A 25049-nucleotide genomic window follows, 5' to 3' on the forward strand; every position below is an offset into this window, starting at 1 on the left:
GAACCTAATTAATGGGATCGTAATTTTTTAATGTACTAAGACGATAACAGATTAAATAAATAACAAAGTAAATCGGGATAGAATAAAATATACTCCAATCTTTTTCAACGTAAAGACCTAACCATTTAAAAAAGGGTTCTCCAATAAATGCACTTACTCCTGCGAATAATAATCCTTTTAGAATGGGAGATAGATGAGGCTTAAATTGAATGAGAAACATGACAAATATAGGGATAAGCACAAAATCCCAAGGAACGTAAGAAGGAATAGAAGGTATAACTTTTCCCGTATAATACCATTTTCCAAATTGTACTCCTAAAAAATCGAGCCAGGAAGAAACAAGAGCAACAAAAAAACCAACAAATAAGAGACGGTGTGTGCTCTCTTTCTTTCGAAACTTGATCCATATAAGTACAGGTATGATGGTAAACGCTAAGGATAAAAAAAAGTCCCAATGAAAAAGAGTATTTTTCACCCAATAATCAAGATACCCCTCATTTGCCTGAGTGACTTTATGATGGAATTCCTCCATTTTTTTCATTTTTTCTGGATCTTGTATTGTTTTCATAAGAATCGCCTCACATTTATTCTATGAGTGAAGGTATCCCACCTTATACATCTTGAAAAGAAAAAACTACCCATTTTGCAAAGGTAGTTTTTCGGTTTATAACAAGGGTATAGTGGCTGATGCTCATCCATGCATCTTAGTTAGTTTACTTAAAACATTGAATAATATTCATAGATAAATTTACCTTTTGTATATCTAGAAGAATAATAAAACAAGATATGGAGATGTTAAGCATGTGCATAGCAAGGAAGGTGGCACACTATCATGAATTTTATAAGGAGGATAACAATGGGTATTTTAAGTGGCAATCCTACAGACGAACCAATGCATTATGGTGAGGTGTTTGGAGCATGGTCGTATCTTTCTACCTCAAAAGGGTTAGTGTCTGGCTATCAAACATTTCTAAATCATGTAGGAGACAAGGATCTACATAAGTTGGTACAAGAAACTATCGAGCAGTGTCAGCAAGAAATGAAAGGCATAGAAACGCTGTTAAAAGAAAATGGAGTAGGTTTACCGCCGACCCCACCTGAACGACCTGAAGCTTGTTTAGATGATATTCCAGTAGGTGCACGCGTTCAGGATCCAGAAATTGCAGCTGCAATTTCATTGGATATAGCTGCTGGTCTAGTGGGTTGTAGTCAACTGATTGGACAATGTATTCGTGAAGATATTGCAGTCATGTTTGCACAAATTCATATGCAAAAGGTAGCTCTTGGAGGAAAGTTTCTACGACTTAATAAAGAAAAAGGTTGGTTAATTCCGCCACCTCTTCATAAGTCTAAAAAAACTGATTGTTAACGATTAGCATTCTATAGAATACAAAAAGGTGTTTCTTAGCAAATAGGGACACCTTTTTCATTTCCTATAGTCGACATTATGATAACTAAAAATAACTTATGCAAGCAGACTAAAAAGTATAAGTTGGGGCAAATGGTTATACTAATCCCATCTTTCACAACCCATTAGGAGGGATGAAAATGAATAACATTAACCATGAAACTAAAATTACTGCATCAGAACTCGCAAGTCTTTGGATGCAATATGAAAATGACAGTTTGTCACGTTGTATTCTTCTCTATTTTATAAATCATGCAAAAGACGAAAACATTCGTGAGGTACTTCAATATGCTCTTGAATTAGCAGAAAATCATCTTGAAAAAGTTAAACAATTTTTAACGCAAGAAAATTATCCGATTCCTATAGGTTTTACAAATGAAGACGTTACAGTAGAAGCACCTCCTTTATTTACTGATACATATATGATTGTTTATTTACAAATCATGGCTATTCACGGCATGACTAGATACTCTGGCGCAGTCAGCATCAGCATAAGAGAAGACCAGAGACAATACTTTATTAGATGTAGTTATGAGACGATGGAATTGTATAATAGAGCAACGAATATTTTGTTACACAAAGGGATTATCAGTAAACCTCCAACACTAAACAATAAACAGAAAATCGATTTTGTAAAGGAACAAAACTTTTTAAGAGGTTGGTTTGGTAAACGTAGACCGATTAATGCAGTCGAAATCAGTGCTGCCTACCTTAATATGCAGAAAACACTAATGAAAATAGTACTCGAGTTAGGCTTTAGTCAAGTTGTTCGATCTACAGAGGTCCGAGATTATATGGAACGGGGTAGGAAGCTTTGCGAAAAACACTTTAATATCCTAACATCAATGTTAGAAGAAGATAATTTGCATGCGCCAAGAACATTTGAGTCAGAAGTAACTGATTCAACAGTGCCTCCTTTTTCAGATAAGCTGATGCTGTACCACGTAGTGACACTACTTTCTGCTGCCATAGCTTATTATGGTGAGGCCTTATCAGTTTGTCAAAGAAGAGACTTGTCAGTTGATTACGCACGTATGATTACAGAAATGGGGCTATTAGCTGAAGATGGGACAAATCTTTTGATAGATAATGGATGGATGGAACAGCCACCCACTGCCACAGATCGTGGAGACTTGGCAAAAAATAAATGATGTGAATGTTATGAAAAAAAAGGACGAAGTCGTGGAAAGAATTTTGTGGAGTATTGCATTACCTGGCTTTGCCCAAATATTAAACGGTAAACTTTTTAAAGGCATTCTTTTTATTGCACTTGAATTTATGATAAATGTAAATTCTCATTTTAATGAAATTATTCGTTTAAGTTTTATTGGAAAAATAGAGGATTCAATTACTCAAGCAAATTATCAATGGCTTATGTTTTATCCTTGTGTTTACTTTCTTGCAATGTGGGACGCAATTAAAGATGCGGGTGGAGGAAAAGAACCTTATTCTTATCTTCCTTTTGTATTCTCTGCATGTTTTGTTACCATAGGAATTATATATTCATCAAAAATCACGTTGTTTGGGATTATGCTAGGGACTGTATGGTTTCCAATGATTTGTGTGATACCGGGATTAATTATAGGCTTTTCCTTAAAAACAATCATAAAAAAAAGGGTGTATAACTAAGTCATATAAAAATAAGAAATCTTAACAGGCATGCGTATTAATACGCATGCCTGTTAAGTGAGCTTTCATAAAAAATCCCAAAGTATAAATATCAGATAATGCTTATAGGGTTCGTCAAAAATTATTTTATCAAATAAATGCCGACTGTTAAATATGGAAATATAATCAATTAAATAGGTTTATTTGGATAACATTAGTGAATTAGATACAATTACATAACTAGAAAGGTGTGTAAAATGACTATAAACTATATTTCCACCGACAGTATATTTGATACTGTTTCACAACGTTAACGAAATTAAATTTACTCCTTCTTACGAACTTCCACTAGAAATAATTTTTTATCAAAGACTCCTCTTTTATCAGCTTTATGTTGTCTAACTCTCTCTAAATCTTCGATGGAAAATCCATGACACTTTGTTAATCCATAGATTACTTCTAATAAATCTGCAAGTTCTTCTATAGCCTCATTTGAGTTAGAAGCTGCTAAATACTCATTTAATTCTTCCTGACTTTTCCTTTGAAGTTCTTTTAAATAATCCTGTTCTGTTAAAACTTCAACCACACACTCGCCTTCGGATTCTTGGATAATTTCGGGTATGCGGTCTCTAATTAGTTTATTGTAAATGGTCATTTATCTTATCTCCTTTATAATTAGAATGTTTACTATATAGACGCAGCAGAACTATCTAAACAAAAAAACAAGCCTTTGAAAACAAATGCTTGTTTTTGTTTAGAACTTATTAATATAAACTGTTAGAAGGTATTTTTCAGCTGTATCTACATTGATTAGTTTTTTACATTTTCATATTCAACAACACGTTTCATTGCTTGAATGTGGCCTAAATGATTGGATTCATGTAATACGGCCAAACCTGCTAATTCTTCAAAAGTTTCAAATCCCATAAATGGTTTTTGAAGTGTTGCCTTTAATTGTTCATTTGGAATTTGCTGAAGACGAATGGACTGATCCTTGAGCTGAATAATCAATTCGTCTAAGCTAGGCACCTTATCCTTCCAATCATCTGGTTTTGTACCATTACCAAACAATTCGATATAGTTTGCTGGAAGGTAAGTCGTTTTTTCTGGAAAGCCAAACATTAATTGCTCAGTGAATGTTAATACATGACCAACATGCCAATGAATTGTATTGTTAAAACCATCTGGCTGAACACTCGCTACTTCTTTAGAAATAGATTCTACATTTCTTATAAAGTAATCCTTTGCCACTTTAAACTGCTTAAATACTAATTCATTCATATAGTCTCACTACCTTTCAATCATTATTTTTCACTCTAATATTCCTATACAGGTATTTGATATTTAGGTGAGAAAGAACGTAATCTCACAACAGAATGCTTTAAATGTCTAACTAGCTGATTTACTTCATCTTCAGTGGTTAGTGCTCCTATACTTATACGAATTGAGCTTCTAATTTCGTCATCTGTCCTCCCAATTGCTTTTAATACATGAGATAGTTTTGATGACGTAGAACTACATGCGGAAGCAATAGATACGCAAAATCCTAATTCATTTAACATACTGGCTAAGGATTCTCCTCTAATACCAGAAAATTGAATATTTATTGTGGAAGGAACATTCGCATGTATGTCTCCGTTTATTAAACAATCCTCAATTTCTGTATGGAGATTAGTTAAGAATAAGTTACGTAGGTACTCTATCTTTGTAAGATTGAAGTATAGATCTTCTTGAACTATTTTTGCAGCAATCCCAAAACCGACAATACCTGCTACATTTTCTGTTCCAGAGCGCATACCAAATTCTTGAGACCCTCCAAGGATAAGAGGAGGAATATTCACACCTTCACGTAAATATAAACAGCCTACTCCCTTAGGTCCATAAATCTTATGCGCTGACATAGATAAACTGTCAATTGGAAGTTCCTTTAAATTAACAGGTATTTTCCCAACTGCCTGTACTGCGTCGCAATGGAAATGAATATTGTGCTTTTTACACAGATTACCTATTTCTTTTATAGGCTGTATAGATCCAATTTCATTATTTACCATCATGACTGTAACAAGAACTGTTTGGCTAGTCATAGCTCTTTCGATATCATTAACATCCACAATACCAGCCGAATTGACAGATATTGTGGTAATTTGAAATCCATGATGCTTTCTTAAGTAATCACACGTTTTTAAGATAGCTGGATGTTCAATTGAACTTGTAATAATATGCTTCTTCTTTGAACTTTTTGCTGCAATGCCTTTTAATATAGTGGAATTCGCCTCAGATCCACCACTTGTAAAAAATACATTACCATCCTCAACACCGATAAGATTAGCTATATCTTTACGTGCCATTTCAATGGCCTCTTTAGTACGATATCCTATAGAATAAGTGCTCGACGGATTTCCGAAATGATTATGAAGATACGGTAACATACCTTCTAATACTCTTGGATCAATAGGAGTAGTGGCATTATAGTCAAAATAAATAGGTGTATGCATTGTTAAAATGCACCTTCCCCTTCTATCAGAAACTCTTTCTGTTCAAATTTCTTTTTTGTTGGATTTGCACACTGATTTAGAATATTTAAAGCAATATCCACACAGTGAAGCTGTGAAGGTTCTAACTCACCTAACCATTCAACAACGTTACTTCGTGTAATAGACGAAATTTCAGTTTTAGACATACCAACTATTTTTTCTGAAACAATACTTGCTGTAGCAATAGATGTAGAGCATCCATAAGCTCTATAAGCCACATCGGAGATAACCTCTTGGTTTAACTTTAAATACATGTGTACTGTATCACCACAAATAGGATTACTGATTTCGATCACATAGTCCGCATCTGTAAGTTCACCAATATTCCTAGGATTCATAAAATGATCACAGATTATATCATTGAACATTTTAAATTCCTCCTTTGATAGCCATGCCTTTTTCTTTTTCTTCGATAAACTTTTCAAGGTTAATTGCACAACAACCTACTTCTACGCCTGGCATCCTTGAAATATATACTAGTGTCTGTCCATTACGACCACATTCGCAAGATGTATCTTTTCTTAAATAGCCAACATCTTCTGTCAGAACGAAGCCTGGATAAGAAATAGAAGTTGGATCATAAATAGCAATAACGCCTCTTTCTCCATATTCAACTTCTTCTAAGACATTGTGTGGGTTACGCATAGAAACGTGGACCCATGGTGGAATATGTTTTTCTTGTTTATGGCATTCTACTGCAAGCATATTAGCTTCCACCAATCCATACATATCCCTTACATTGTATGATTGAACACCTAAATATTCATGGCAAAGCTCATTAAATTCTGCTCGTGGAATTTCTTCACCAGTGAACCTTTTCCATCCTCCAAGCGTAATAATAAAGCTATTCTTTTCTAAATTAAGTTTAATATTGCGATCCATACAATATTTAATTAATCTATATACTAAAAATGGGGGACCTACTATATGTCTAGTATGCTTTCCATCCCAACTTTGTAAGACTTCTACAGCTTTTTCGGGGTTGAATGTTATTTTCTTTACTAAATTAACACTACCATCTAATAAACCAGCAAAAACGTTCAGTGCTTTTACCATTCCCATTTCAGGCATTTCTTCTGTAGGTGGAAAAAGGAATAATCCCATTCCTCTAGAAAGCTTAAAAAACTCTCTATACGTTGTTACAACACTATCAAATGCGCTGTCCATCGTTAAACGATCACGACGAGATACACTAGGAATACCACTTGTTCCAGTGCTTCTCATTTCAAATTCGACCTCATTTAATTTTGATGTCATAAGGAGATGGGAATCACATTGTTTAAATGTTTGAACTGGTATTAAAGGGATTTTTGTTAGATCATCAAAACCCTTTACGTCCTCAGGACGAACATCTTTCTTCTTACATAAATCACGATAAAATTCGTTGTTTTCATAATGATAGTGAAAGTTATCTGCTATAATACTGCCTTTATATTCATTTACTGTATCAAAAGGCATTTTATAAAGATTATGAGCACTGCCCACTAAAGTATTTAATGGAGATAGTCCTAGTTCTTTTAACTGAGTAGATAAGTTCATTTAATAGCCTCCTTAGTGTTTAGAGCTTGTATTTGTTTTACTAACACTACAACGTCCTCAATTGTTTTACACCAGCCATAGTCCTCAGTTGGAATGCTAATATCTAACTTTTGTTCTAAATCTAAAACAAGTTCTAAACGATCAGTTGAATCTAGCGATAAATCTCCAGACAAATTGCTATCCATTTTAATATCCGTTTCTTTTAAAGGTGAAAAAACTAAAATAGACTCTCTTATCATCATAAAAATCTTATCGTTTTCCATAGTTAGGACCCCCACTAAAACTTTTCATATTAATTAAGTTATATGATTTGCCAAGAACTTGGCGTCTTCTCCAACCCCTAATAATAAGGCGGAACCTCGTCGGTATTGCCATGATAACCCTAGAAAGTAAAGACCCTTTTCTTTTGTTATGCCTCGATCATGAATCACATTATTGTTTTTATCAATTATATTAGGGACTTCAATCCATTCGTAATCATTGTGGTAACCAGTGGCCCAGATGATATTCTCTGGTTGGACCTTCTCGCCATTTTGAAAAATTAAACTCTCACCGTCTGCCTTTGAAACTTTTGAAACCTTTTTAACAGCTCCTCTACTTAGCAGTGGTTTTAACTCTTTCCCTATAATTGGATCATTTTTTTTCATAAACTGCCCCAATTTTGAATGGATAGTTGCTTTTGATATTCCAAGCACTTGAAACCACCAAAAAATACTCCTGTTCAGTAATGTATAGGGTAGGAATTTCATTCGTTTACCTACAGATAGATAAACTTCTCTGCTTTCAGCTAACTCCGTTGCAATCTGCACACCTGAATTACCAGCACCTACAATTAAAGTCGTTCCTTCTTTTAATTGAGACGAATTTCTGTAATGAGCTGCATGAATCTGAAAAATGTCTTTTGAGACATCTTTCTCAATATCTGGTACAAAGGGTTTTTGAAAGGGACCAGTCGCAACTACTATATTTTTCGCTACGTAATTCCCCTTATTAGTAACGAGGTGGAACTGTTCATTCTCTTTAAATAAATTAGTAACTGCTGTATTCAGTTGAACTGGAAGATTATAATGATGACTATAATTCTCTAAATAATCGGCAATCTCATCTTTGTTAGGGTAACCATGTGGCGATCCTTCTACGTTCATACCCGGCAGTGCACTATGAGATCTAGGTGTAAACAAGGTTAAAGAATCGTAACGATGACGCCAAGAGTCCCCAACTCTACTATTAGAATCTATAATTAAAAATGAAAGAGATTTTTGTTTTAAATAATAACCAATAGCTAGTCCTGCTTGCCCAGCACCAATTACAATTGTGTTATATAAATCTCCCATTTAACATCCCTCCTTCAACAATAGTAAGTACATTATGCATAGTAGGATGAATTTATTAGGAAAAGAGGGAAAAGAACGAATTTAATTATGCCAAACCTCTAAACCATTATTTAAATACGCGTTTTTACAAGCACGCCTTTGGATTTTTCCACTAGATGTTTTTGGTATACTGCTAGTCTTTAAAAGATAAATAGAATATGGCTGAACTTCATGTTCCTCCATTACTTGTTGACGGATGCTCCTTAAAACATTGTCTAAATAACCTTTTAATTCTCTTTCTTTGTGTGGTCTAGGCCTATATTTACGTTCGATTTCAGCAACTATAATCAACTTTTCTTCCCCATTAATATCAACAGAGAACGCAGCGCTGGCTCCTGAAATAATAGCTTCATCTGCTTTTTCCACAGTTAATTCAATATCTTGTGGGTAATGGTTTTTCCCTCTCAATACAATGACATCTTTTAGTCTACCTGTTACAAAAAGCTGGCCTTCATGAAAGAACCCTAAATCCCCAGTTCTTAAAAAACCATTTTCGTTTGTGTCTTTCACTGTATTATTAAACGCATAATTTGTTTCTTGTTCCCGTCCAAAATATCCTTTTGCTATACTGTCTCCTTTAACCCAAATTTCACCTATTTCATTTAATGCACACTTGGATAAGGAATCAGTATTAACAATTTCTACTTTCTGATCAAGCCAAGTCATACCGCAACCAACTAATTTAACTGAATCTTCAGAATTTATAGGTCGCTCTATAGCTTTATTTTCTAGAAGACTTTCTTTGCAAAAGCCTTTGGAGACAGGCTTTGTTAATTTTTCATTACCTGTTATAAATAAAGTTGCCTCAGCCATACCGTAGCATGGAAAAAATTGATTTAGTTTAAAATCACAATCTTTAAAAGCCCGGGCAAACTTTTGAATAGTTTCATAACGCACGGGTTCAGCCCCATTAAAAGCAACTTCCCAACTACTCAAATCAAGCTGCATCTTTTGTTCATCTGTAATCTTTTTTAGACATAAGTCATAAGCAAAATTGGGTCCACCACTAATAGTTGCTTTGTACTTTGAAATAGCACTTAGCCATCGAAAAGGTTTTTGTAAAAAATCCATTGGCGACATAAATACACATTTAGCCCCAAGATATAGTGGTTGTAGAATGTTACCTATTAACCCCATATCATGATACATTGGTAGCCATCCGAGCATGACTGTATCCTCGTTATGCTGACAAGCTGCTTTAATCATGGCTTCATTGTGCAAGATATTACCATGAGTGACCATCACTCCTTTAGGAGAAGATGTAGATCCTGAAGTATATTGTAAAAAAGCTAAAGATTCTTTATCTACCTTTGGTTGCGACCACTGATCCCGATAATCATGAGATATATCGTCAATCGGAATCCACTTTAGATTCATATTTGAAATTTCATCTGAGAAATGAAAACTTATTTTTGAATGCAGTTGAGTAGTTGTCAAGATGATATTAGTAGCTGAATCATCCATAATTGCTTTTAAACGTTCCATATTTCTACTTAACCCGGGAGGGTACACAGGTACGGGTGTTACATTCGCATAGATACATCCTAGAAAGGCTTTAACATAGTCTATCCCCGATGGATACATTAAAAGAGCTCGTTGTCCTTCTAAACCTAAATGTTGTAGGTAAGCAGCGATTTGCTGAGCATACATATGAAGTTCTTGATAGGTAATATTAGTTTCATCTTGGTTATCATTAGATAAAAATGTGTAGACTACTTTTTCAGGATGTATCATCGCTTTATGTGATAACAAGTCTATCATTGAAGAATAATTACTATTTGGAATAGTAGGATTGTCTATCAACTTTTCCATGCGGTCTACACCTCTTTTTAGTGTTCTAAAATCACAAAATCAAAAGTTCTACTCTCTTTCAAAGGCATTGATGGCATTTACACTATGACTAATTGCAGCACCAGCTTTAAGTGCAGCTGCTACAGTCACTGCTTCTAAAATCTCATCCATAGTTCCACCTAGTTTTTTATACTTAGCTACATGAGCTTCAATGCAATATGGACATCCTGTTGTATGAGCCACGGCAATAGCAATCAACTCTTTTGTTTTAGGAGGAATCGTACCCGTATTAAAGACTTCATGTTCAAACTGCATAAATTTTGCTGCAACCTTTGGCGACCTTTCCTTTAATTCACCTAATCTATTTAAATATGATTTTTTATATAAAGTATCGTCTGACATCTTTTATTTCTCCCCTCATTGTTTAAATATAAGTAACTATTATAAAGAATAAAACAAACTACTTTAAAATAATAAAAACTTATTTAATCATCGGACGATTTCCCCACCCCTTTTTCATAATGGTAAAATTTAACTACTCTGAAACAGAAGAAAATTAACCTATAATTACCTCTATTTGTAAAAAAAGCAGCTACAAATGGATTCTACAAACAATATTTTGGGTTGTCAATCACTTTATTTGAAATTTAAGAATAATTTAATAACTATTTCACAAGACTTTTAGGAGGTAAAATAAAGGCTATTTATTCACTAGGATAAGTACATTATTATGCTTAAAATTATATTAATAAAATCAAAGCAAGACTCATTTCAGGAGGTATTTTTGAGAAGTTTTAAAAAAATAAGTGGACTATAAGATATAAGAAAGTTTAGATGTTTTTTTAGAGCAGATGAATCTTTATTTAAAAGTGAGATATTCACTATGTATAATATGTCTCTATAACACTCAAACGCTTTTTTGAATGTTAAAACATATGACAACGCTACCATTTTTACCAAAAAAGAATGTTACAAAAAAATTTTAAAAAAAAATGAAGTTTACATTTGGAAATGAAGGTAAAAGATGAGAATGATAGTGTGAGGGATTATATCTATCTGCATTCAAGATCTCTTCTGGAAGTTATCCTAGATATAATCCCATTTTTTATAAAAGCCTAGGTGATGCTGCTGTTTTTAAAATTGCTTATTGAAGTAAGTTTGGAACTCTTTACAAGTTAAATTTTATCTTATGCTTCAATTTCAAAACCTGAAGACTGTAATGGACCAATTGTAATTAAGCTAACTAACTGCACTGCCATATGTTTAGGAGAGTAGACTAAATCATTATTAACCCACCATTCTACAGTACCAATCAATGCTGAAGAAATGAAATGTATTAATAATTCTGGAGGAGTTGAAAATTTTTGTTCTTGTAAATTTATTGTGGCGAATTCTTTTCTGAATTTCTCTAGAATAACCCCTTGCATTTTGCGATTAAATCCATGTACCCCTTTTTCACTTAACATAATTTGATAAAAAGTAGCATGGTGGAAAATATTTGTGAATATAGCTTCAATCATTGATTGAAACTGTGATATTTTCACCCTTTTCTTTTGAATGTATATACAAGGGTTAATAATATCTGTTAGTTCCTCAAAAACTTCGTCAATTAGTTTATCCACCAAATCTTGCTTATCTACATAGTGAAGATAAAAGGTAGCCCTGTTAATTAATGCATTGTCTGCAATATCCCTAATGGTAATAGATTCATAGCCTTTCTCTTGAATTAAATCAATAAACGATTCTTTAATCATTTTTCGTGTTCGAATAACACGCAAATCTGTTTTCTTTAACATTTTCTCATCACCTGTCTATGATTTCATTTTTAATTAACACTCAGGACTCATGTGTTGTATATATAACAAATAGCGCAATATTGATTATTGAGTATGTGAGAATAAGGAATATAATTACATTGTATATAACAAGGCGTTTCTTATGCAACGCCCTGTCAATGAAAACAAGATGTTCAGGAGGGAGATTACGTGTGCGTATTTAAGAGTTTTTTTTCACAAAAAAGATTTTTGGGGAGCTTACTAGGAATTATCATTGTCGTTATGATTTTTAGTATTGCTTTCATAGGATCAATTGTTAATCCCACTCCGAAGGACTTGCCTGTTGCATTGGTGGTAAATGATAAAGGTGCTAAACTGCCTAATAACACAAAACTAAATGCTGGAGAGCAATATAAAGAAGCGTTACTAGATAATAAAGATATTCCCTTTAAATGGTCAGTGATTGACACAAGAGAAGATGCTATCAGTGCAATGAATGAAAAGAAATACTATGCAACGATTGTGATTCCAGAGAATATGTCTCAACAAATTTTGTCACTTCAATCTCCTTCACCTCAAAAGCCAGAAGTAGAGGTAATTATTAATCAAGGAATGCATTACACGGCTGCTAATACAACAAAGCAGGTTATCGATCAATTGCTTTCTAAAATAAATGGTCAAATTCAGGATACTGTTTTTACCCAGTTAGAGACTAATAAAGCTACTATTACTCCTTCGCAAGCGAAACTTTTGAGCAGCCCTTTACTTGTGAAGAATGAAACAGTTAACGAAGTTGGAGATCATACAGCCAATGGAAATGCCCCTGTATTATTTACACAAATAATATGGATCGCAGTCATTATTAGTTCTGTTATTCATTTTGTTATTATGAAGAAGGTTACAAATGGCCGTATAAGTATCCGATCTGTTTTAGCTCAATTAGTTGCAGGACTACTATTTGCAACCGCCATTGCTTCTACAGTCCTTTTATTTACCGATAATGTATTAAACGTTAATATATCTGACTTCCAGACAACATTCTTATTTTTACTCTTTACTGCATTTATGTTTTATTTACTTCAAAACGCTATTTTAAATTGGTTAGGATTAGTAGGAGTTCCATTATTCATCTTACTTTTTCTCTTCTCAATTCCGGTATTAAATTTACCTCCAGAGTTTCTACCTACAGTAACTCAAGATTGGTTTTATTCATGGGTTCCTTTTAAATATAGTGTAGAAGGTCTACGTAATATCTTCTACTTTGGAGGGCATGATATTGAAAGCTATTTATTTGTTCTAGGAATGATAGGTGTGGCTTCATTTATAATCATGTCGCTCTCTATACTCAAAACAACAAGTAAAGAAAAAAAAATGGTAGCTGTAGAAAAGTAATTTTTATGTATTAATAAAAAAGACCTTGAGAAGAGCAAGATATATAACTTACTCTTCTCAAGGTCCTATTTGTTTTAAGCAATCTTTTGATATCTTTTTAATTACATGTAAGCTAAAAGCCTATACTTGACCTTAAACTTCAGGAGTTGGTGTTGGTTTTGCATAACCACTTTTATATTTTTCATCAATTGATTGACGAATTTGTTTAATTGATTTGCCAGATTCCAAATCAGGAACGGATTGAGCTGCTATTTCGAGACAAACACCACATTTTGTTCCATGGTCATCCCATACTACCTTTCCATCTCTTTTATTCTCATGGATAAAGCAATCATAGTTATTTTTATCCCCTGTCGATTCACCACAGCCACAGTAGTATGGAATATTCTCTAGTAGCTCTTTATTTTGGGCAGCATTCGCGTAAATGGTTTGCACCTCTTCTGGTTTATCCTTCAAAAATTCAGGTAAAACCTCATTACTAGCTGTTTCTTCGCTTGTATTTGAACTTGAACAGGCTGTAGAAACTATGCTTACTATTAGCATGATTAATACGACTAAAGACTTTTTATGCAACTAATCCTATAATAGTAAGGAAAAGTTTGACCTACAAGGTATATCCATCATTCTTGTCGTTTTTAAAACAACTAATAATAAAATCCCTTTAATGACCATGAAATAGTGAAAGTGAATACTGATAAACGTAAATAATTAATACTCCTAAACCTATAAGCATCCATACATGTAGAAGTCTAAAATGAGTTACAGCCTGGCCTATTACTTTATGAAAGATAACCAAGGACAATGTACCGATTGGTCCCCCAGTCGATAAAGCTTGTAATTTAAGTGAGGAGGCTTGTACGCTTTCTCCAATTAATAAACTCCCACCTAAGGATAAAGATAAGAAGGCTACAATTAGTAAAAAGGATAATTGAGGTACTTTTGCTACAGAAAGAACAGTCATGATTGCCATGCACTCTGGAACCTGGTGTAAAATGGTGGCTACGAACACAGAAATTAATTGGTGTATATCGGTTATACCAAATGTAATATCAGTAATGACATTATGAAAGAATGGTCACTCAATCGTTTTTTCTATATCAATTAATTGTTGTAATAAAATCTTTTCTCCTTCTGAGCTTAGCACGATATTACCTATATACACTTTATTTTTATCACTTACCTTACCAGTGATAGCACAGGGTTTACTTTCACCACATTTTTCGATAATTATTGCTTCATTTTCTATAGACATCTCCACATAACTCTCACTGCCTTTTATCCCTAAGGTTCGTCGTAGTTCACTAGGGAATGTGACACGTCCAAATTTACCCAGACCTTTAATCAGCCCTATTTTTTTCATTTTCTCACTCCTAATTTAAATTATCTTTTTCTTGTTTATTTTCTTTTAATAAAAGTAATATATGAATTTAAACTAATAACAAAGATTTATTAAGCCTCATTTTATGATACAAACTACAGAATTAAACAAAAATCTACATAAAATCATCCAATAATATCCATTAAATTGTTTATATGTAAAAAAGTATTTAAATCCATATATGATAACATTAAATGTTTCTATATATAAATAATGGAGGATACGCACTTCTTACTTATCGAATCATTCACAAAAAATAATTTAGAAAATTTATAATTTTTGTCGTTTTCTGTATGATTATATAGTTCCTATTATAAATTAAAGATACGATTTCGCTGGGGAAAAATGAAAGCGTTTAATAATAGTTTATCTTTTCTTAATTCTACTTCAATGGATTGAAGATATTTATAAACTAACTACAGAAAAAAATTGCTCTCATTGTATCCTTATTAATGACTTAAAGGAGTGTCACTATCTCTTCAAGTTACGCTGATGTATCAACTCCTTTTGAAGCTAAGCAGACTACGATATCTACTATAATCCTTCCCTTACAAAGAAAGGGACTTCGGAGGATGTAATAGTCTTTCTATAATTACTACAACTTATATGAGAGAGGTTAAAAAAATGAATCATTTACAGCGTAGGATGGGAACTTTTTCTTTAACAATGGTTGGACTAGGTTCAATCATTGGTTCAGGTTGGCTATTCGGGGCATGGAGAGCAGCTCAAATTGCTGGACCTGCTGCTATTATTTCCTGGATTATCGGTATGATTGTTATTTTATTTATTGGACTTTCTTACAGCGAGCTTGGATCTATGTTTCCGGAAGCAGGAGGTATGGTTAAATATACACAATATTCTCACGGATCGTTTCTTGGATTTATTGCTGCTTGGGCAAACTGGATTGCTATTGTATCTGTTATCCCAGTTGAAGCTGTTGCCTCTGTACAATACATGAGTTCTTGGCCCTGGGAATGGGCAAAGTGGACAAGTAGTTTAGTGAAAAATGGCACGCTTACTTTACCTGGATTAGGCATTGCTTCTGTTTTATTACTTATTTATTTCTTACTAAATTATTGGACAGTAAGTCTCTTTTCCAAAGCAAATTCACTCATCACAATCTTTAAGATAGTGATTCCCGGCTTAACAATTGGATCACTTTTATTTGCCGGTTTTCATAGTGGAAATTTTACGTCTGGAGAAGGCATCGTGCCAAATGGTTGGGCAAGCGTACTAACGGCGGTAGCAACGTCCGGTATTGTATTTGCATTTAATGGTTTTCAAAGCCCTATTAATATGGCTGGAGAAGCAAAGAATCCTGGGCGTTCTATTCCATTAGCTGTAGTAGGATCGATTCTAATTGCTACCGTTATTTATATCTTATTACAGGTTGCGTTTATTGGAGCAGTTGACCCTTCTATGGTTGTTCATGGATGGAGTCACCTTAATTTCAACTCTCCATTTGCTGATTTGGCTATTGCTTTAAGTATTAACTGGCTTGTTATTGTATTGTACGCTGATGCATTTGTTTCTCCTTCTGGAACGGGAATAACCTATACTGCTACCACATCTCGTATGATATACGGTATGGAAAAGAATAAATATTTACCTGGTGTTTTAGGGAAATTGCACCCTATTTATGGTGTGCCACGTCAAGCAATGTTTTTCAATTTAGCCGTATCATTCATTTTCTTATTTCTATTCAGAGGTTGGGGTGTATTAGCTGAAATTATTTCAGTTGCGACATTAATCTCTTATATTACCGGGCCTGTTACAGCCATGACGTTAAGAAGAACGGGGAAAGAGTTGTACAGACCATTACATCTAAAGGGATTAAGTATTATTGCGCCATTAGGTTTTATATTTGCGTCATTAACTCTGTACTGGGCGAGGTGGCCACTTACAGGACAGGTGTTATTCATTATTATGATGGGTCTTCCTATTTACTTTTATTATCAAGCAAAGTTGAAATGGAAGGGGTTCCAGAAGAACTTCCTAGCTGGACTTTGGATGGTTACTTACTTATTATGTATGATGGTTATTTCATATTTAGGAAGTGAAAAGTTTGGTGGAATAAATGTTATTCGATACGGTTGGGACATGCTTATCATTACATGTTTGTCTCTTGTTTTTTATGTTTGGGCTGTAAAGAGTGGATTTAAAACAGAATACCTCAAGGAAGCCACCAAAGTAAATGAAGAAATGAGATTAAGGGAGAGAACAATAAAATCTCAATTAGATAAAGAAAAAGCTGTATAAAAATTGGTTTCTAATACAAGTATTTTATAAGTATATGGAGATAGTTGTTATGTTGAAAAATAAGGTAGGAAAGTTAAAAACCTTTACGGTAGACTATTCTATATTAAAAAATAATAAAATAATTAATAATTCCATAGTCATGCAATCCATTAATGATCCAGATGAAATTGTAAGGTTAGCTAAATTGGATATATCTACAAAAGAAAGAGTGTTCATTCAAAATGTAAAGATTTTAAGATTTAAGTCCATCCCACCTCATGAACATAATTTAGAATAGAAGAAACTCTTCCAAAAGGGAATTTGCTTACAACAGCAAAAGCTTCTTTTGACGATGTTATTGAGATATTTTACTTGTCTTATTAGATGCCTAGGGCATCTTTTTTCTCTTTTCTCATATGTTCGAGGGCTATAGGAAGAGTCGAATTCCTATCTATCGTAATGCCACGAGAAGTCAAAACATGAAAAGGCCGAAAAGTTTTCTGAAAAACACTGTACATTCTTTCGGTCTCTTGTTTCATTTATATAACAATAGTGAAAGTTGTTATTTTATGGAGGTTTTATATGTCGGATAAAGTGCCATTTTCATTTATAGTAGTTATTGGTTTAATGTTATTTGCTCTATTCTTCGGGGCAGGAAATTTAATTTTCCCACCAATGCTTGGTCAATCAGCAGGAATAAATATTTGGTCAGCTAATGCCGGATTTTTAGTAACCGGAGTTGGTTTACCGTTACTTGGTGTGTTGGCATTTGGTTTTTCGGGGAAAGATGATGTACAGTCACTAGCGAGTCGCGTACACCCTGTGTTTGCTCTTGTGTTTACAACCGTACTTTATTTAGCGATTGGTCCTTTATTTTCCATACCAAGAGCAGGAACCGTTTCTTTTGAGATAGGCGTCAAACCTTTTTTGGCGGAAGATCTAGACCACATACCTTTATTTATTTTCACCATCATCTTTTTTAGCATCACATGCTTTTTCTCACTAAATCCTGTTAAAACTATCAATATTATCGGAAAATTCCTAACGCCTATTAAGTTAACATTTATTGGAATGCTTGTAGTGATGGCTTTTATTCATCCGATTGGGGATTTCCAGGCACCTACGAAGAACTATAAAATTCACTCATTTTTCAAGGGATTTCAGGAAGGTTATTTAACAATGGATGCTCTTGCAGCTTTTGTTTTTGGAATTATTATTATTAATGCTATTAAAGAAAAAGGCGCAAAAACAAAAAAACACATTATGACTATTTGTGCAAAAGCAACAGGAATTGCTGCGATTATCCTAATAACCATTTATACGGCTCTTTCTTACATGGGTGCTTCAAGTGTAGAAAAACTTGGACACTTAGATAACGGAGGTACTGTTTTGGTAAAAGTCTCGAATTATTATTTTGGAGCTTACGGTGGAATATTATTAGGATTAATGATTACTGTAGCTTGTTTAACAACTAGTGTAGGACTTGTTGCTTCTTGTTCTTCATTCTTTCATAAACTATTTCCAAAGGTACCTTATAAAATACTTGCTATTAGTCTATGTGGTTTTAGTGCAATCGTTGCTAACATCGGGTTAACGCAGTTAATTGCTATTTCTATACCTCTATTGACAGCTATTTATCCATTAGCTATTGTATTGATATTCTTAACTTTTTTTCATCCTTTATTTAAAGGAAAAACTGAAGTTTATCAAGGGAGCTTACTTTTGACATTTATTATTAGTCTATTTGATGGATTAAATACGGGTGGTATTCACATTTCATCTATTAATAGTTTCTTTATTAGAGTTCTCCCTATGTACAAATTAGGACTAGGGTGGATTGTTCCAGCTATTATTGGGGGATTAATAGGTTTTAGCATAGTACAAGTAAAAATCCTTCTTAATTACAGGTCATCTAGACTGAATAAATAATAAATATTCTGATGTAAAGGTTATATCCATTTGAAAATAGGAGAAAATCATCAAAAGGAAGCTTTGTTCTTATTGAGCAAAGCTCCCTTTTTGACGAGTTTCTTCTGTCTTGAACGGGGTTCATTTTGTCTTAGAGCAAATCTCAGCATCTAGTTTATTAGATAACTTTTTAAATCATCAAATGAGTGCTTATGTTTGAACATTTTATAAAGACTGTGATATGTTCTACATATACATACTATATATGCAGTAAGAAATGAGGTATTTACATATGAAAAAAGCTGAATTAATCGATGCAGTTGCAACAAAATCAGAACTAACGAAACAAGATACTAAAAAAGCTGTAGATGCATTGTTTGAAAAGATTTCTAATACACTTGCTAATGAAGAAAAAATTCAATTGATTGGATTCGGCACATTTGAAGTACGTGAACGTGCAGCTCGTACCGGGCGTAATCCCCAAACTGGTGAAGAAATGACGATTCCAGCTTCAAAAGTTCCTGCGTTCAAACCCGGAAAAGAATTAAAAGAAGCTCTTAAATAAGTATAGGATGAATACTTTTCAGAAAGCCTCAAGGTTATTCCTTGGAGCTTTCTTTCATTTTTGACATCAAAATAAGCAAAGTTAAACTTGAAAGCTTACTTCGTTGATCCTGACGCTCCATAATCTTTAATCATTAATTTCACATCGTAGTTAATCGGAACTCCACTAAATGTTTGATCCCAATTCTCTTTAACCCTCATCCATACTCTAGGATGCTTAATTCTCAATCGATTTCCGAAACCCGCAACATCGACTTGATATTCTTTTTGCATTTTTTCTAGTACGTTTCTTACCAGATGCTTTACTTTTTTTTCTGAAGTTTTTTGTGCGTTCTGCAAAAATTGATTGTTAAAAGTGCCCCCTGAGGTCATCCAACTTTCAGATAGCCTTCCCACTGATTCAATGTGTACATCAAAAGAGATATTATTTCCTTTCACATGGGGTTGAATGTGACTTTTCATAGACTCTATTTCATATACGATCAGCTGACCGGTATTTTTATCAAAGTCTTTTACTAGGCCACCTTTTCCTTTACCTATGATCCAAGTCAGACCATCCAGTTCTTCCTCATTCAAAAAACCAATCATTTTGTTTGTTTTTCCTTTAATTATACCTGCACCCGCAAATTTGATTTCTCCATTTGCTGATACTACATTTTGCAACAGAAAACTAGACCGTGATTGGATCTGGCTCTCTAGTTTAATAAGCGACATAGGAGGTAAAATTCTCGTTGTTCGATAGGCATTTTCCACCATTGCAGACAAACGAAATGCTGGGATCACTCCTGCTGTTTTTGATTCGAGTGTGTCGCTTGCTCTCCCTTTACTAATAAACATCAGACAACTTGGTCTAAAATCATTGTCACGAAGACTTTGATCCACTAATTGTTCCAAACTATACGATCGTGCAAGGGCCTCACCGATAACCATCACTTTCATATGGGGACTAGTTAAAGGAGTATCACTTCTTAAAGATAATTCACGAAGCATTTGAAAAGCAGAATCTCCTGTTTCAGACACATTCACATAAGATTTCTGTTGAGGACCTCCTTGTTTAGTGGTTGAACTTGCCACTTGTGGGGTGATAAGTTGATAGGTTGACGTAATTAGGTTCTTTCTCGCATATCCCCCTCCTTGTTCATCAAATTCTTTTTCAATCATGGACTCCTTCCCCTTATCAAGCGCCACACCTACCCCTAAACTTCTTTCTTCAATTTCATGACTACTCCAGCAGCCCGCCAGAGGAACGAGCAAAAAAACAGAAAGTAAAACCAATAAGAACTGTACGTGATTAGAGGTTTGTTTCATACTTTCTCCCCTTTACTTTTGAAATGATGAGAAGAAGCAACGGCAAAAAGCCAAATAAAACCAAGGCAGCGTTGCCAACCATATCCCCTACTTTAAATACATCATTGATGTTTTTGGGGATCATGGAAATAAGATAAATAACGGGAAGCACGCCATACATAAATGGATGAATGTTCTTTTGGAAAAGTTGAGATAGTCCTAATGAAGCAGCGTAATGGTTAACAGTAAAAGAAGTAAACATTTGCATAATCCATACCACCAGCAGCAAGGAATCAAAGCGTTCAAATATTAACCCAGTTAATTCATAACTTCTTATTAAATCAAGCGTAGGCCACGTTCTCGTAACCACTCCATCCACTGAGAACGCTCCGATCACCATTACAACAGTAATTACATAAATAAATAAAGGAATAGTAATTCCAACTAGTACAGCTTTTCCTGCTTTGTGTGGTTCTTTCATAAAAGCTAAAATGATTAACATGATTTCAGGACCCGTGAATGCAAGAGCAGTTGTTTTTATGCCTTTTAGCACCGGTGTGACACCTGAACCTAGTACTGGGCGCAGATTGTCTACTTCAAATATTTTGATACTCATAAAGGCAACAAGTAAAAAAAGAATAACCGTAATAGGTAATATAATCTCAAATAGACGAGCAATTGGATTTATCCCTCCTCTGATTAGGTAGAGACTTGCCCACATAAAGGGCATAATAATAGCCCATTTAGGGGTTCCTTCCAGCAATAGATATCCTGTTACTTCTGCCAATGAACGAGCATGAAACCCACCAAGTACTAAAAAATAACCTATTATGAAGAAACTAAATAACTTGCCCATCCATTTCCCTACAATTTCTTGGCTGTATTGATAAAAGGTTTTTTCAGGGAAGTGTTGACTTAATTTCACCATAATTACTCCTGCTATCATGGCAATTATTCCGCCTAAAATAACACTTAACCAAACATCTGGTGTTTTTACTTGTTCCGCAACTGTTCGGGGCAAGGTAAGAATTCCTGTTCCAAGTATAAAATTGATAACAACCACAGTTGCTTGAGGTGTAGTAATACGATCGTTTGAATTGATCATTACCCACAGTTCACTTCCTTTCATCATAAGCTACCCTTTTCGTAAGGCTGTTTCAATTGGGATTCTGCTGAAAAATCAGTCATCAATGATGACAAAATATGTTTATCAATAAGATCTTTATCTGATAGTCCTTCAACTAAGACAATGATGCTCGAATGCCGGCACGTCCTATAATAAACTCCCTAAAATGAACGTCAGAGTTATGACCAATTTCTTTTCTAACTTCCTTTACATTTGAATTGAAATCACGTGTAAATGGATTAGCTAAATTTTTAGATACAGATTCTTGTTTGTTTTCATTTTCATCACTCTTCCTCTGAAGTACGAGTCTAATTAAACAATCTGGAGATTATATATGGGATGAAAAATGCCATTAACGCTTGCACAAAAACTTGCCACTCTGGAAGATAGGAAACCATATATTTCCACACACTAATCACCCTATTTATCTTTATATTAAGGAGGGTCTAGACACAAACACCCTTAAAATATCGTTATTTACTCCATGGGAAATTCTTTTATTTACCAGGTAGTATTATTCTTCTCTTTATTTCTTATACAAAGGGAAGTTAATCTGATTTGAATATAGGAGAAATTTATGAAAAGAAGCCTTTGCTCATGTTGAGCAAAGGCTTCTTTTGACGAGTTTCTTCTATATTATATTGTTTTTATTAAGATACAGATTTTAATTTCTCTGTTAAATGTAAAAAAGCTTCTTTATTCTTTAAGGAATGATCAATTTCCTCGAGGATTTTACTTCTTTTGAAGTTATTCATCATTTCGTCCAAAAACAATTCAGCCAACATTTCATCACGTAAATTTGGATCAACTCGCTCCATTCCGTTAAGTACATTATTTTCCATAAAACGTCAACCCCTTTATCTTTTCTCTTTTGCAAACAGTATTCCCTTTTGCCCTTTTTTTATGCAAGGTTGATAGATGAAGTGAGATATAGAGTAATATGCATGATTACGTTCCTATATTCCTTTTAGATATTTTTCATATTTCTTCAATTAGAAAAAAAAGATATGACCACATAATTAATAACTAATTGATTAATGAGAAATAATGGTGATTAACAATTAATTTTATTTATTAGAGAAAGGATAAAAATTAGCTTTTAAAGATTAATGTTTTATTAATTACACTTATTTACGAAAAATAGAGACTTTCGCCTTTTATCATATACCAATCTATCTTCTACTTTCCTTTTAGAAAATCGATTTATTCCTTCTAACTTCCACATAAAATTCAAAAACACTTAATGTTTATATATTTTTAGTAAAATATTTTTAACTTTAAATACATAATCATTGTATTTTATATAAAGAAGTAAATGTATAAACTAACTTATAAAAATAATAGTTTTATTATTTACTCAAAATGACGACAAATACGCAGTTTTTCTGATTGTAATATATAGATCGTATAGTTTTATAAAAAATGATATAAATCTAAAAGATATAGTGATTTTTATATAAAAGTAATTTAATCTTATTATGAAAAGTAATGTTTAACGTATTTTATCAAAAATAATGTTAACTATTACATACCATGTAGAAAAAGGCCATATTTGTCGTCATCGTGAGTAAATAGTAAAACTATTATTTTTATAAGTTAGTTTATGTATTTACTTCTTTATATAAAATACGTTGATTTTGTGTTTTTGACTTAATTTAACTTATTAAAAATATATTAACATTAAATGCTTATTATATTTCTATTAGGTCATCATAAATATAACGATTTCTTAAAAGGGAAGTAGAAGATAGAGTGGTATATAATGAAAAAAGTAAGAATTATCATTTGTCACCATTAAGTATAATTATGAAAACCTACATTACTAAAAGTTAATTTTCAGATTTACTTTAACAAATAACGAAAGGGGCATGGAAAGCTCAAAAAGAGTGAACTTTCCATGCTCCTTTTCTCTATTGTTTATTGCTACAATCTTTTTTAGAAAAAGGAAGTATGCCTATTCTAAAAGAAAGAGCTAATTTCCAGTATACGGAGTTATGAGTCATTGTTAAACATTAGAAAAGTTCATTTATAAAAGAGAATTTTTTCGAAATTCTGTAGGACTTAAACCAGTCCACCTTTTAAATTGTCTGCTAAAATGGGAAAGGTTTTTATAACCAAGACGACTCGCAATTTCATTTATAGAAATGTCGGGTTGTTGAATTAAAATTTTAGCTTCCTGTAATTTTAGGTCGGAAAGATATTTCCTTGGAGACATATGATATACCCTTTGGAAGATCTCTAATCCATAATTTGGACTTATACCCAGTGAAGCAATAATTGGTTGTATATGAACGTTATTATCAGTTTCCTCCTTATCTAAACCCAAATCTAAATATAAATAACTTTTTTTAAAGTTAGATCTTATAGCATCTGCAATTGCTTTTGCATATTTTGTAGTGGTTATAGATTGTTGCAATTGTTCTCTTTGGTTTTGTGATATGATGTCAGAAAAAATTTCCAACAATTCAAATAATACAATTTGCACTCTGAGTTTATACTTTATGGAATTATATTCTGTGAGATCTAACATGTTAATCCATTTATTAATTGTTTCTCTTAATCTTTGATAAAAAGGAGAAGACGTTGAATAAATTAAGTCGCAGTTTTTCAACATTTCCATACGTAAAGAAGGCTCGTCTATATCGAAATGAGCACAAAAATAAGTCATTCCATCATTAGATATACATCGATTGGTATGATAAAAACCTGGAGGTATAAGGATAAGATCACCTTTGTTCAGGAAATAAGTTTCCTTTTCAAGGATAGTTTCCTGGCTACCTTCTAAGACAAATAATATCTCAAAAGCATGATGAAATTCTGTTGATGCAGACCAATCCTTAGAAACCGTCTGCATATGTGCACCAAAAAAGCGTATATTCCAATCAATAAATGGAAGTAGTTGGGCATTATTAAACTCGATAGTGTTTTCCATTTTTTATCTCCTTTGATTTGGGTAAATTTAACCTTGATAATACAATCGCTTTTTAAAGCAGATTAATCTTATAATAGAAACAGATTAAAGAAAACGCTTACGTCTTTAGCTGGAATGTTGAAATATCAGTATTAGTTGGGATAGTAAACTTATTATAATAAATAAAGAAAGCGTTATCAAATGCTATTTCATCATT

26 protein-coding genes are annotated in these 25049 nt (G+C 33.3%); 8 read left to right on the forward strand and 18 right to left on the reverse strand.

The window, feature by feature from the left end:
• Nucleotides 1-4: 4 nt before the first annotated feature.
• A complete protein-coding gene (locus ACFX4N_RS28195; RefSeq protein ID WP_098240094.1) occupies nt 5-568 on the reverse strand; it encodes a CBO0543 family protein in 564 nt (187 codons plus the stop codon).
• A 288-nt stretch (nt 569-856) separates the two neighbouring features.
• Here ACFX4N_RS28195 and ACFX4N_RS28200 point away from each other — a divergent pair, with 288 nt between their 5' ends.
• The 3 genes from ACFX4N_RS28200 to ACFX4N_RS28210 all read left to right on the forward strand — a co-directional run bounded on the left by ACFX4N_RS28200 (nt 857) and on the right by ACFX4N_RS28210 (nt 3037).
• The gene (locus ACFX4N_RS28200) at nt 857-1369 is read left to right on the forward strand and encodes a DUF3231 family protein (RefSeq protein WP_192100834.1); all 513 of its coding nucleotides are present in this window, start codon (nt 857-859) and stop codon (nt 1367-1369) included.
• 179 nt (nt 1370-1548) lie between these two features.
• Entirely contained in the window at nt 1549-2559 is a 1011-nt protein-coding gene (locus ACFX4N_RS28205) for a DUF3231 family protein (RefSeq protein WP_192100833.1), read from the forward strand.
• Nucleotides 2560-2569: 10 nt separating this feature from the next.
• Nucleotides 2570-3037 carry a hypothetical protein gene (locus ACFX4N_RS28210; protein ID WP_192100832.1) on the forward strand — a complete coding sequence of 156 codons (468 nt, stop codon included), beginning with the start codon at nt 2570-2572 and terminating at the stop codon, nt 3035-3037.
• Between the two features lie 304 nt (nt 3038-3341).
• On the opposite strand, the gene ACFX4N_RS28215 is transcribed toward ACFX4N_RS28210, so the two are convergent.
• From ACFX4N_RS28215 to ACFX4N_RS28260, 10 genes are all read right to left on the reverse strand, one after another.
• Nucleotides 3342-3671: a nucleoside triphosphate pyrophosphohydrolase gene (locus ACFX4N_RS28215; protein ID WP_029325312.1), complete on the reverse strand. Its 330-nt coding sequence runs from the start codon at nt 3669-3671 to the stop codon at nt 3342-3344.
• A 155-nt stretch (nt 3672-3826) separates the two neighbouring features.
• Nucleotides 3827-4297 carry a DinB family protein gene (locus ACFX4N_RS28220; protein WP_098278683.1) on the reverse strand — a complete coding sequence of 157 codons (471 nt, stop codon included), beginning with the start codon at nt 4295-4297 and terminating at the stop codon, nt 3827-3829.
• A 44-nt stretch (nt 4298-4341) separates the two neighbouring features.
• Nucleotides 4342-5511, reverse strand: coding sequence for a cysteine desulfurase family protein (locus tag ACFX4N_RS28225; RefSeq protein ID WP_192100831.1), 1170 nt, complete (start codon nt 5509-5511; stop codon nt 4342-4344).
• Nucleotides 5512-5513: 2 nt separating this feature from the next.
• On the reverse strand, nt 5514-5918 hold the full coding sequence (locus tag ACFX4N_RS28230; protein WP_098278681.1) for an iron-sulfur cluster assembly scaffold protein: 405 nt from the start codon (nt 5916-5918) through the stop codon (nt 5514-5516).
• 1 nt (nt 5919) lies between these two features.
• Nucleotides 5920-7089 (reverse strand): LuxE/PaaK family acyltransferase, encoded by a 1170-nt coding sequence (locus ACFX4N_RS28235; protein WP_098278680.1) that lies wholly within the window; start codon nt 7087-7089, stop codon nt 5920-5922.
• Nucleotides 7086-7352, reverse strand: a complete 267-nt coding sequence (locus ACFX4N_RS28240; protein ID WP_053488334.1) for a phosphopantetheine-binding protein — start codon at nt 7350-7352, stop codon at nt 7086-7088. Before ACFX4N_RS28240 ends, ACFX4N_RS28235 begins: the two co-directional genes overlap by 4 nt.
• 33 nt (nt 7353-7385) lie before the next feature.
• Nucleotides 7386-8423 (reverse strand): flavin-containing monooxygenase, encoded by a 1038-nt coding sequence (locus ACFX4N_RS28245; protein ID WP_192100830.1) that lies wholly within the window; start codon nt 8421-8423, stop codon nt 7386-7388.
• Between the two features lie 81 nt (nt 8424-8504).
• Nucleotides 8505-10274 carry a fatty acyl-AMP ligase gene (locus ACFX4N_RS28250; protein WP_192100829.1) on the reverse strand — a complete coding sequence of 590 codons (1770 nt, stop codon included), beginning with the start codon at nt 10272-10274 and terminating at the stop codon, nt 8505-8507.
• A gap of 48 nt (nt 10275-10322) precedes the next feature.
• Nucleotides 10323-10655 carry a carboxymuconolactone decarboxylase family protein gene (locus ACFX4N_RS28255; protein ID WP_043980830.1) on the reverse strand — a complete coding sequence of 111 codons (333 nt, stop codon included), beginning with the start codon at nt 10653-10655 and terminating at the stop codon, nt 10323-10325.
• Between the two features lie 785 nt (nt 10656-11440).
• Nucleotides 11441-12049, reverse strand: a complete 609-nt coding sequence (locus tag ACFX4N_RS28260) for a TetR/AcrR family transcriptional regulator (protein ID WP_053488337.1) — start codon at nt 12047-12049, stop codon at nt 11441-11443.
• Nucleotides 12050-12238: 189 nt separating this feature from the next.
• Between ACFX4N_RS28260 and ACFX4N_RS28265 the strand changes: the two genes are divergently transcribed.
• Nucleotides 12239-13420, forward strand: coding sequence for a YhgE/Pip family protein (locus ACFX4N_RS28265; protein ID WP_192100828.1), 1182 nt, complete (start codon nt 12239-12241; stop codon nt 13418-13420).
• A gap of 132 nt (nt 13421-13552) precedes the next feature.
• On the opposite strand, the gene ACFX4N_RS28270 is transcribed toward ACFX4N_RS28265, so the two are convergent.
• The 3 genes from ACFX4N_RS28270 to ACFX4N_RS28280 all read right to left on the reverse strand — a co-directional run bounded on the left by ACFX4N_RS28270 (nt 13553) and on the right by ACFX4N_RS28280 (nt 14780).
• The gene (locus ACFX4N_RS28270; protein ID WP_146274553.1) at nt 13553-13963 is read right to left on the reverse strand and encodes a PCYCGC motif-containing (lipo)protein; all 411 of its coding nucleotides are present in this window, start codon (nt 13961-13963) and stop codon (nt 13553-13555) included.
• 118 nt (nt 13964-14081) lie between these two features.
• Complete coding sequence (locus ACFX4N_RS28275) at nt 14082-14390, reverse strand: hypothetical protein (RefSeq protein ID WP_035439553.1); 309 nt, start codon at nt 14388-14390, stop codon at nt 14082-14084.
• 105 nt (nt 14391-14495) lie between these two features.
• Nucleotides 14496-14780, reverse strand: coding sequence for an AbrB/MazE/SpoVT family DNA-binding domain-containing protein (locus ACFX4N_RS28280; protein WP_035439552.1), 285 nt, complete (start codon nt 14778-14780; stop codon nt 14496-14498).
• A 642-nt stretch (nt 14781-15422) separates the two neighbouring features.
• Between ACFX4N_RS28280 and ACFX4N_RS28285 the strand changes: the two genes are divergently transcribed.
• From ACFX4N_RS28285 to ACFX4N_RS28300, 4 genes are all read left to right on the forward strand, one after another.
• Complete coding sequence (locus ACFX4N_RS28285) at nt 15423-17057, forward strand: glutamate/serine transporter AimA (protein ID WP_377263526.1); 1635 nt, start codon at nt 15423-15425, stop codon at nt 17055-17057.
• Nucleotides 17058-17106: 49 nt separating this feature from the next.
• Nucleotides 17107-17334, forward strand: coding sequence for a hypothetical protein (locus ACFX4N_RS28290; protein WP_053488342.1), 228 nt, complete (start codon nt 17107-17109; stop codon nt 17332-17334).
• Nucleotides 17335-17618: 284 nt separating this feature from the next.
• Nucleotides 17619-18965 (forward strand): branched-chain amino acid transport system II carrier protein, encoded by a 1347-nt coding sequence (gene brnQ / locus ACFX4N_RS28295; RefSeq protein ID WP_098197768.1) that lies wholly within the window; start codon nt 17619-17621, stop codon nt 18963-18965.
• A 271-nt stretch (nt 18966-19236) separates the two neighbouring features.
• Nucleotides 19237-19509, forward strand: coding sequence for an HU family DNA-binding protein (locus tag ACFX4N_RS28300; protein WP_029325297.1), 273 nt, complete (start codon nt 19237-19239; stop codon nt 19507-19509).
• A 95-nt stretch (nt 19510-19604) separates the two neighbouring features.
• Here the strand turns inward: ACFX4N_RS28300 and ACFX4N_RS28305 are convergent, their stop codons facing one another.
• The 4 genes from ACFX4N_RS28305 to ACFX4N_RS28320 form a co-directional block, all read right to left on the reverse strand.
• Entirely contained in the window at nt 19605-20816 is a 1212-nt protein-coding gene (locus ACFX4N_RS28305; protein ID WP_098793733.1) for a Ger(x)C family spore germination protein, read from the reverse strand.
• A complete protein-coding gene (locus ACFX4N_RS28310; protein WP_029325295.1) occupies nt 20800-21927 on the reverse strand; it encodes a spore germination protein in 1128 nt (375 codons plus the stop codon). Before ACFX4N_RS28310 ends, ACFX4N_RS28305 begins: the two co-directional genes overlap by 17 nt.
• A 644-nt stretch (nt 21928-22571) precedes the next feature.
• On the reverse strand, nt 22572-22763 hold the full coding sequence (locus ACFX4N_RS28315; RefSeq protein ID WP_192100827.1) for an IDEAL domain-containing protein: 192 nt from the start codon (nt 22761-22763) through the stop codon (nt 22572-22574).
• Between the two features lie 1184 nt (nt 22764-23947).
• Complete coding sequence (locus ACFX4N_RS28320) at nt 23948-24853, reverse strand: helix-turn-helix domain-containing protein (RefSeq protein ID WP_192100826.1); 906 nt, start codon at nt 24851-24853, stop codon at nt 23948-23950.
• Nucleotides 24854-25049 lie beyond the last annotated feature (196 nt).

It is taken from the genome of Priestia sp. YIM B13551, assembly GCF_042787905.1.
Classification (GTDB): domain Bacteria; phylum Bacillota; class Bacilli; order Bacillales; family Bacillaceae_H; genus Priestia.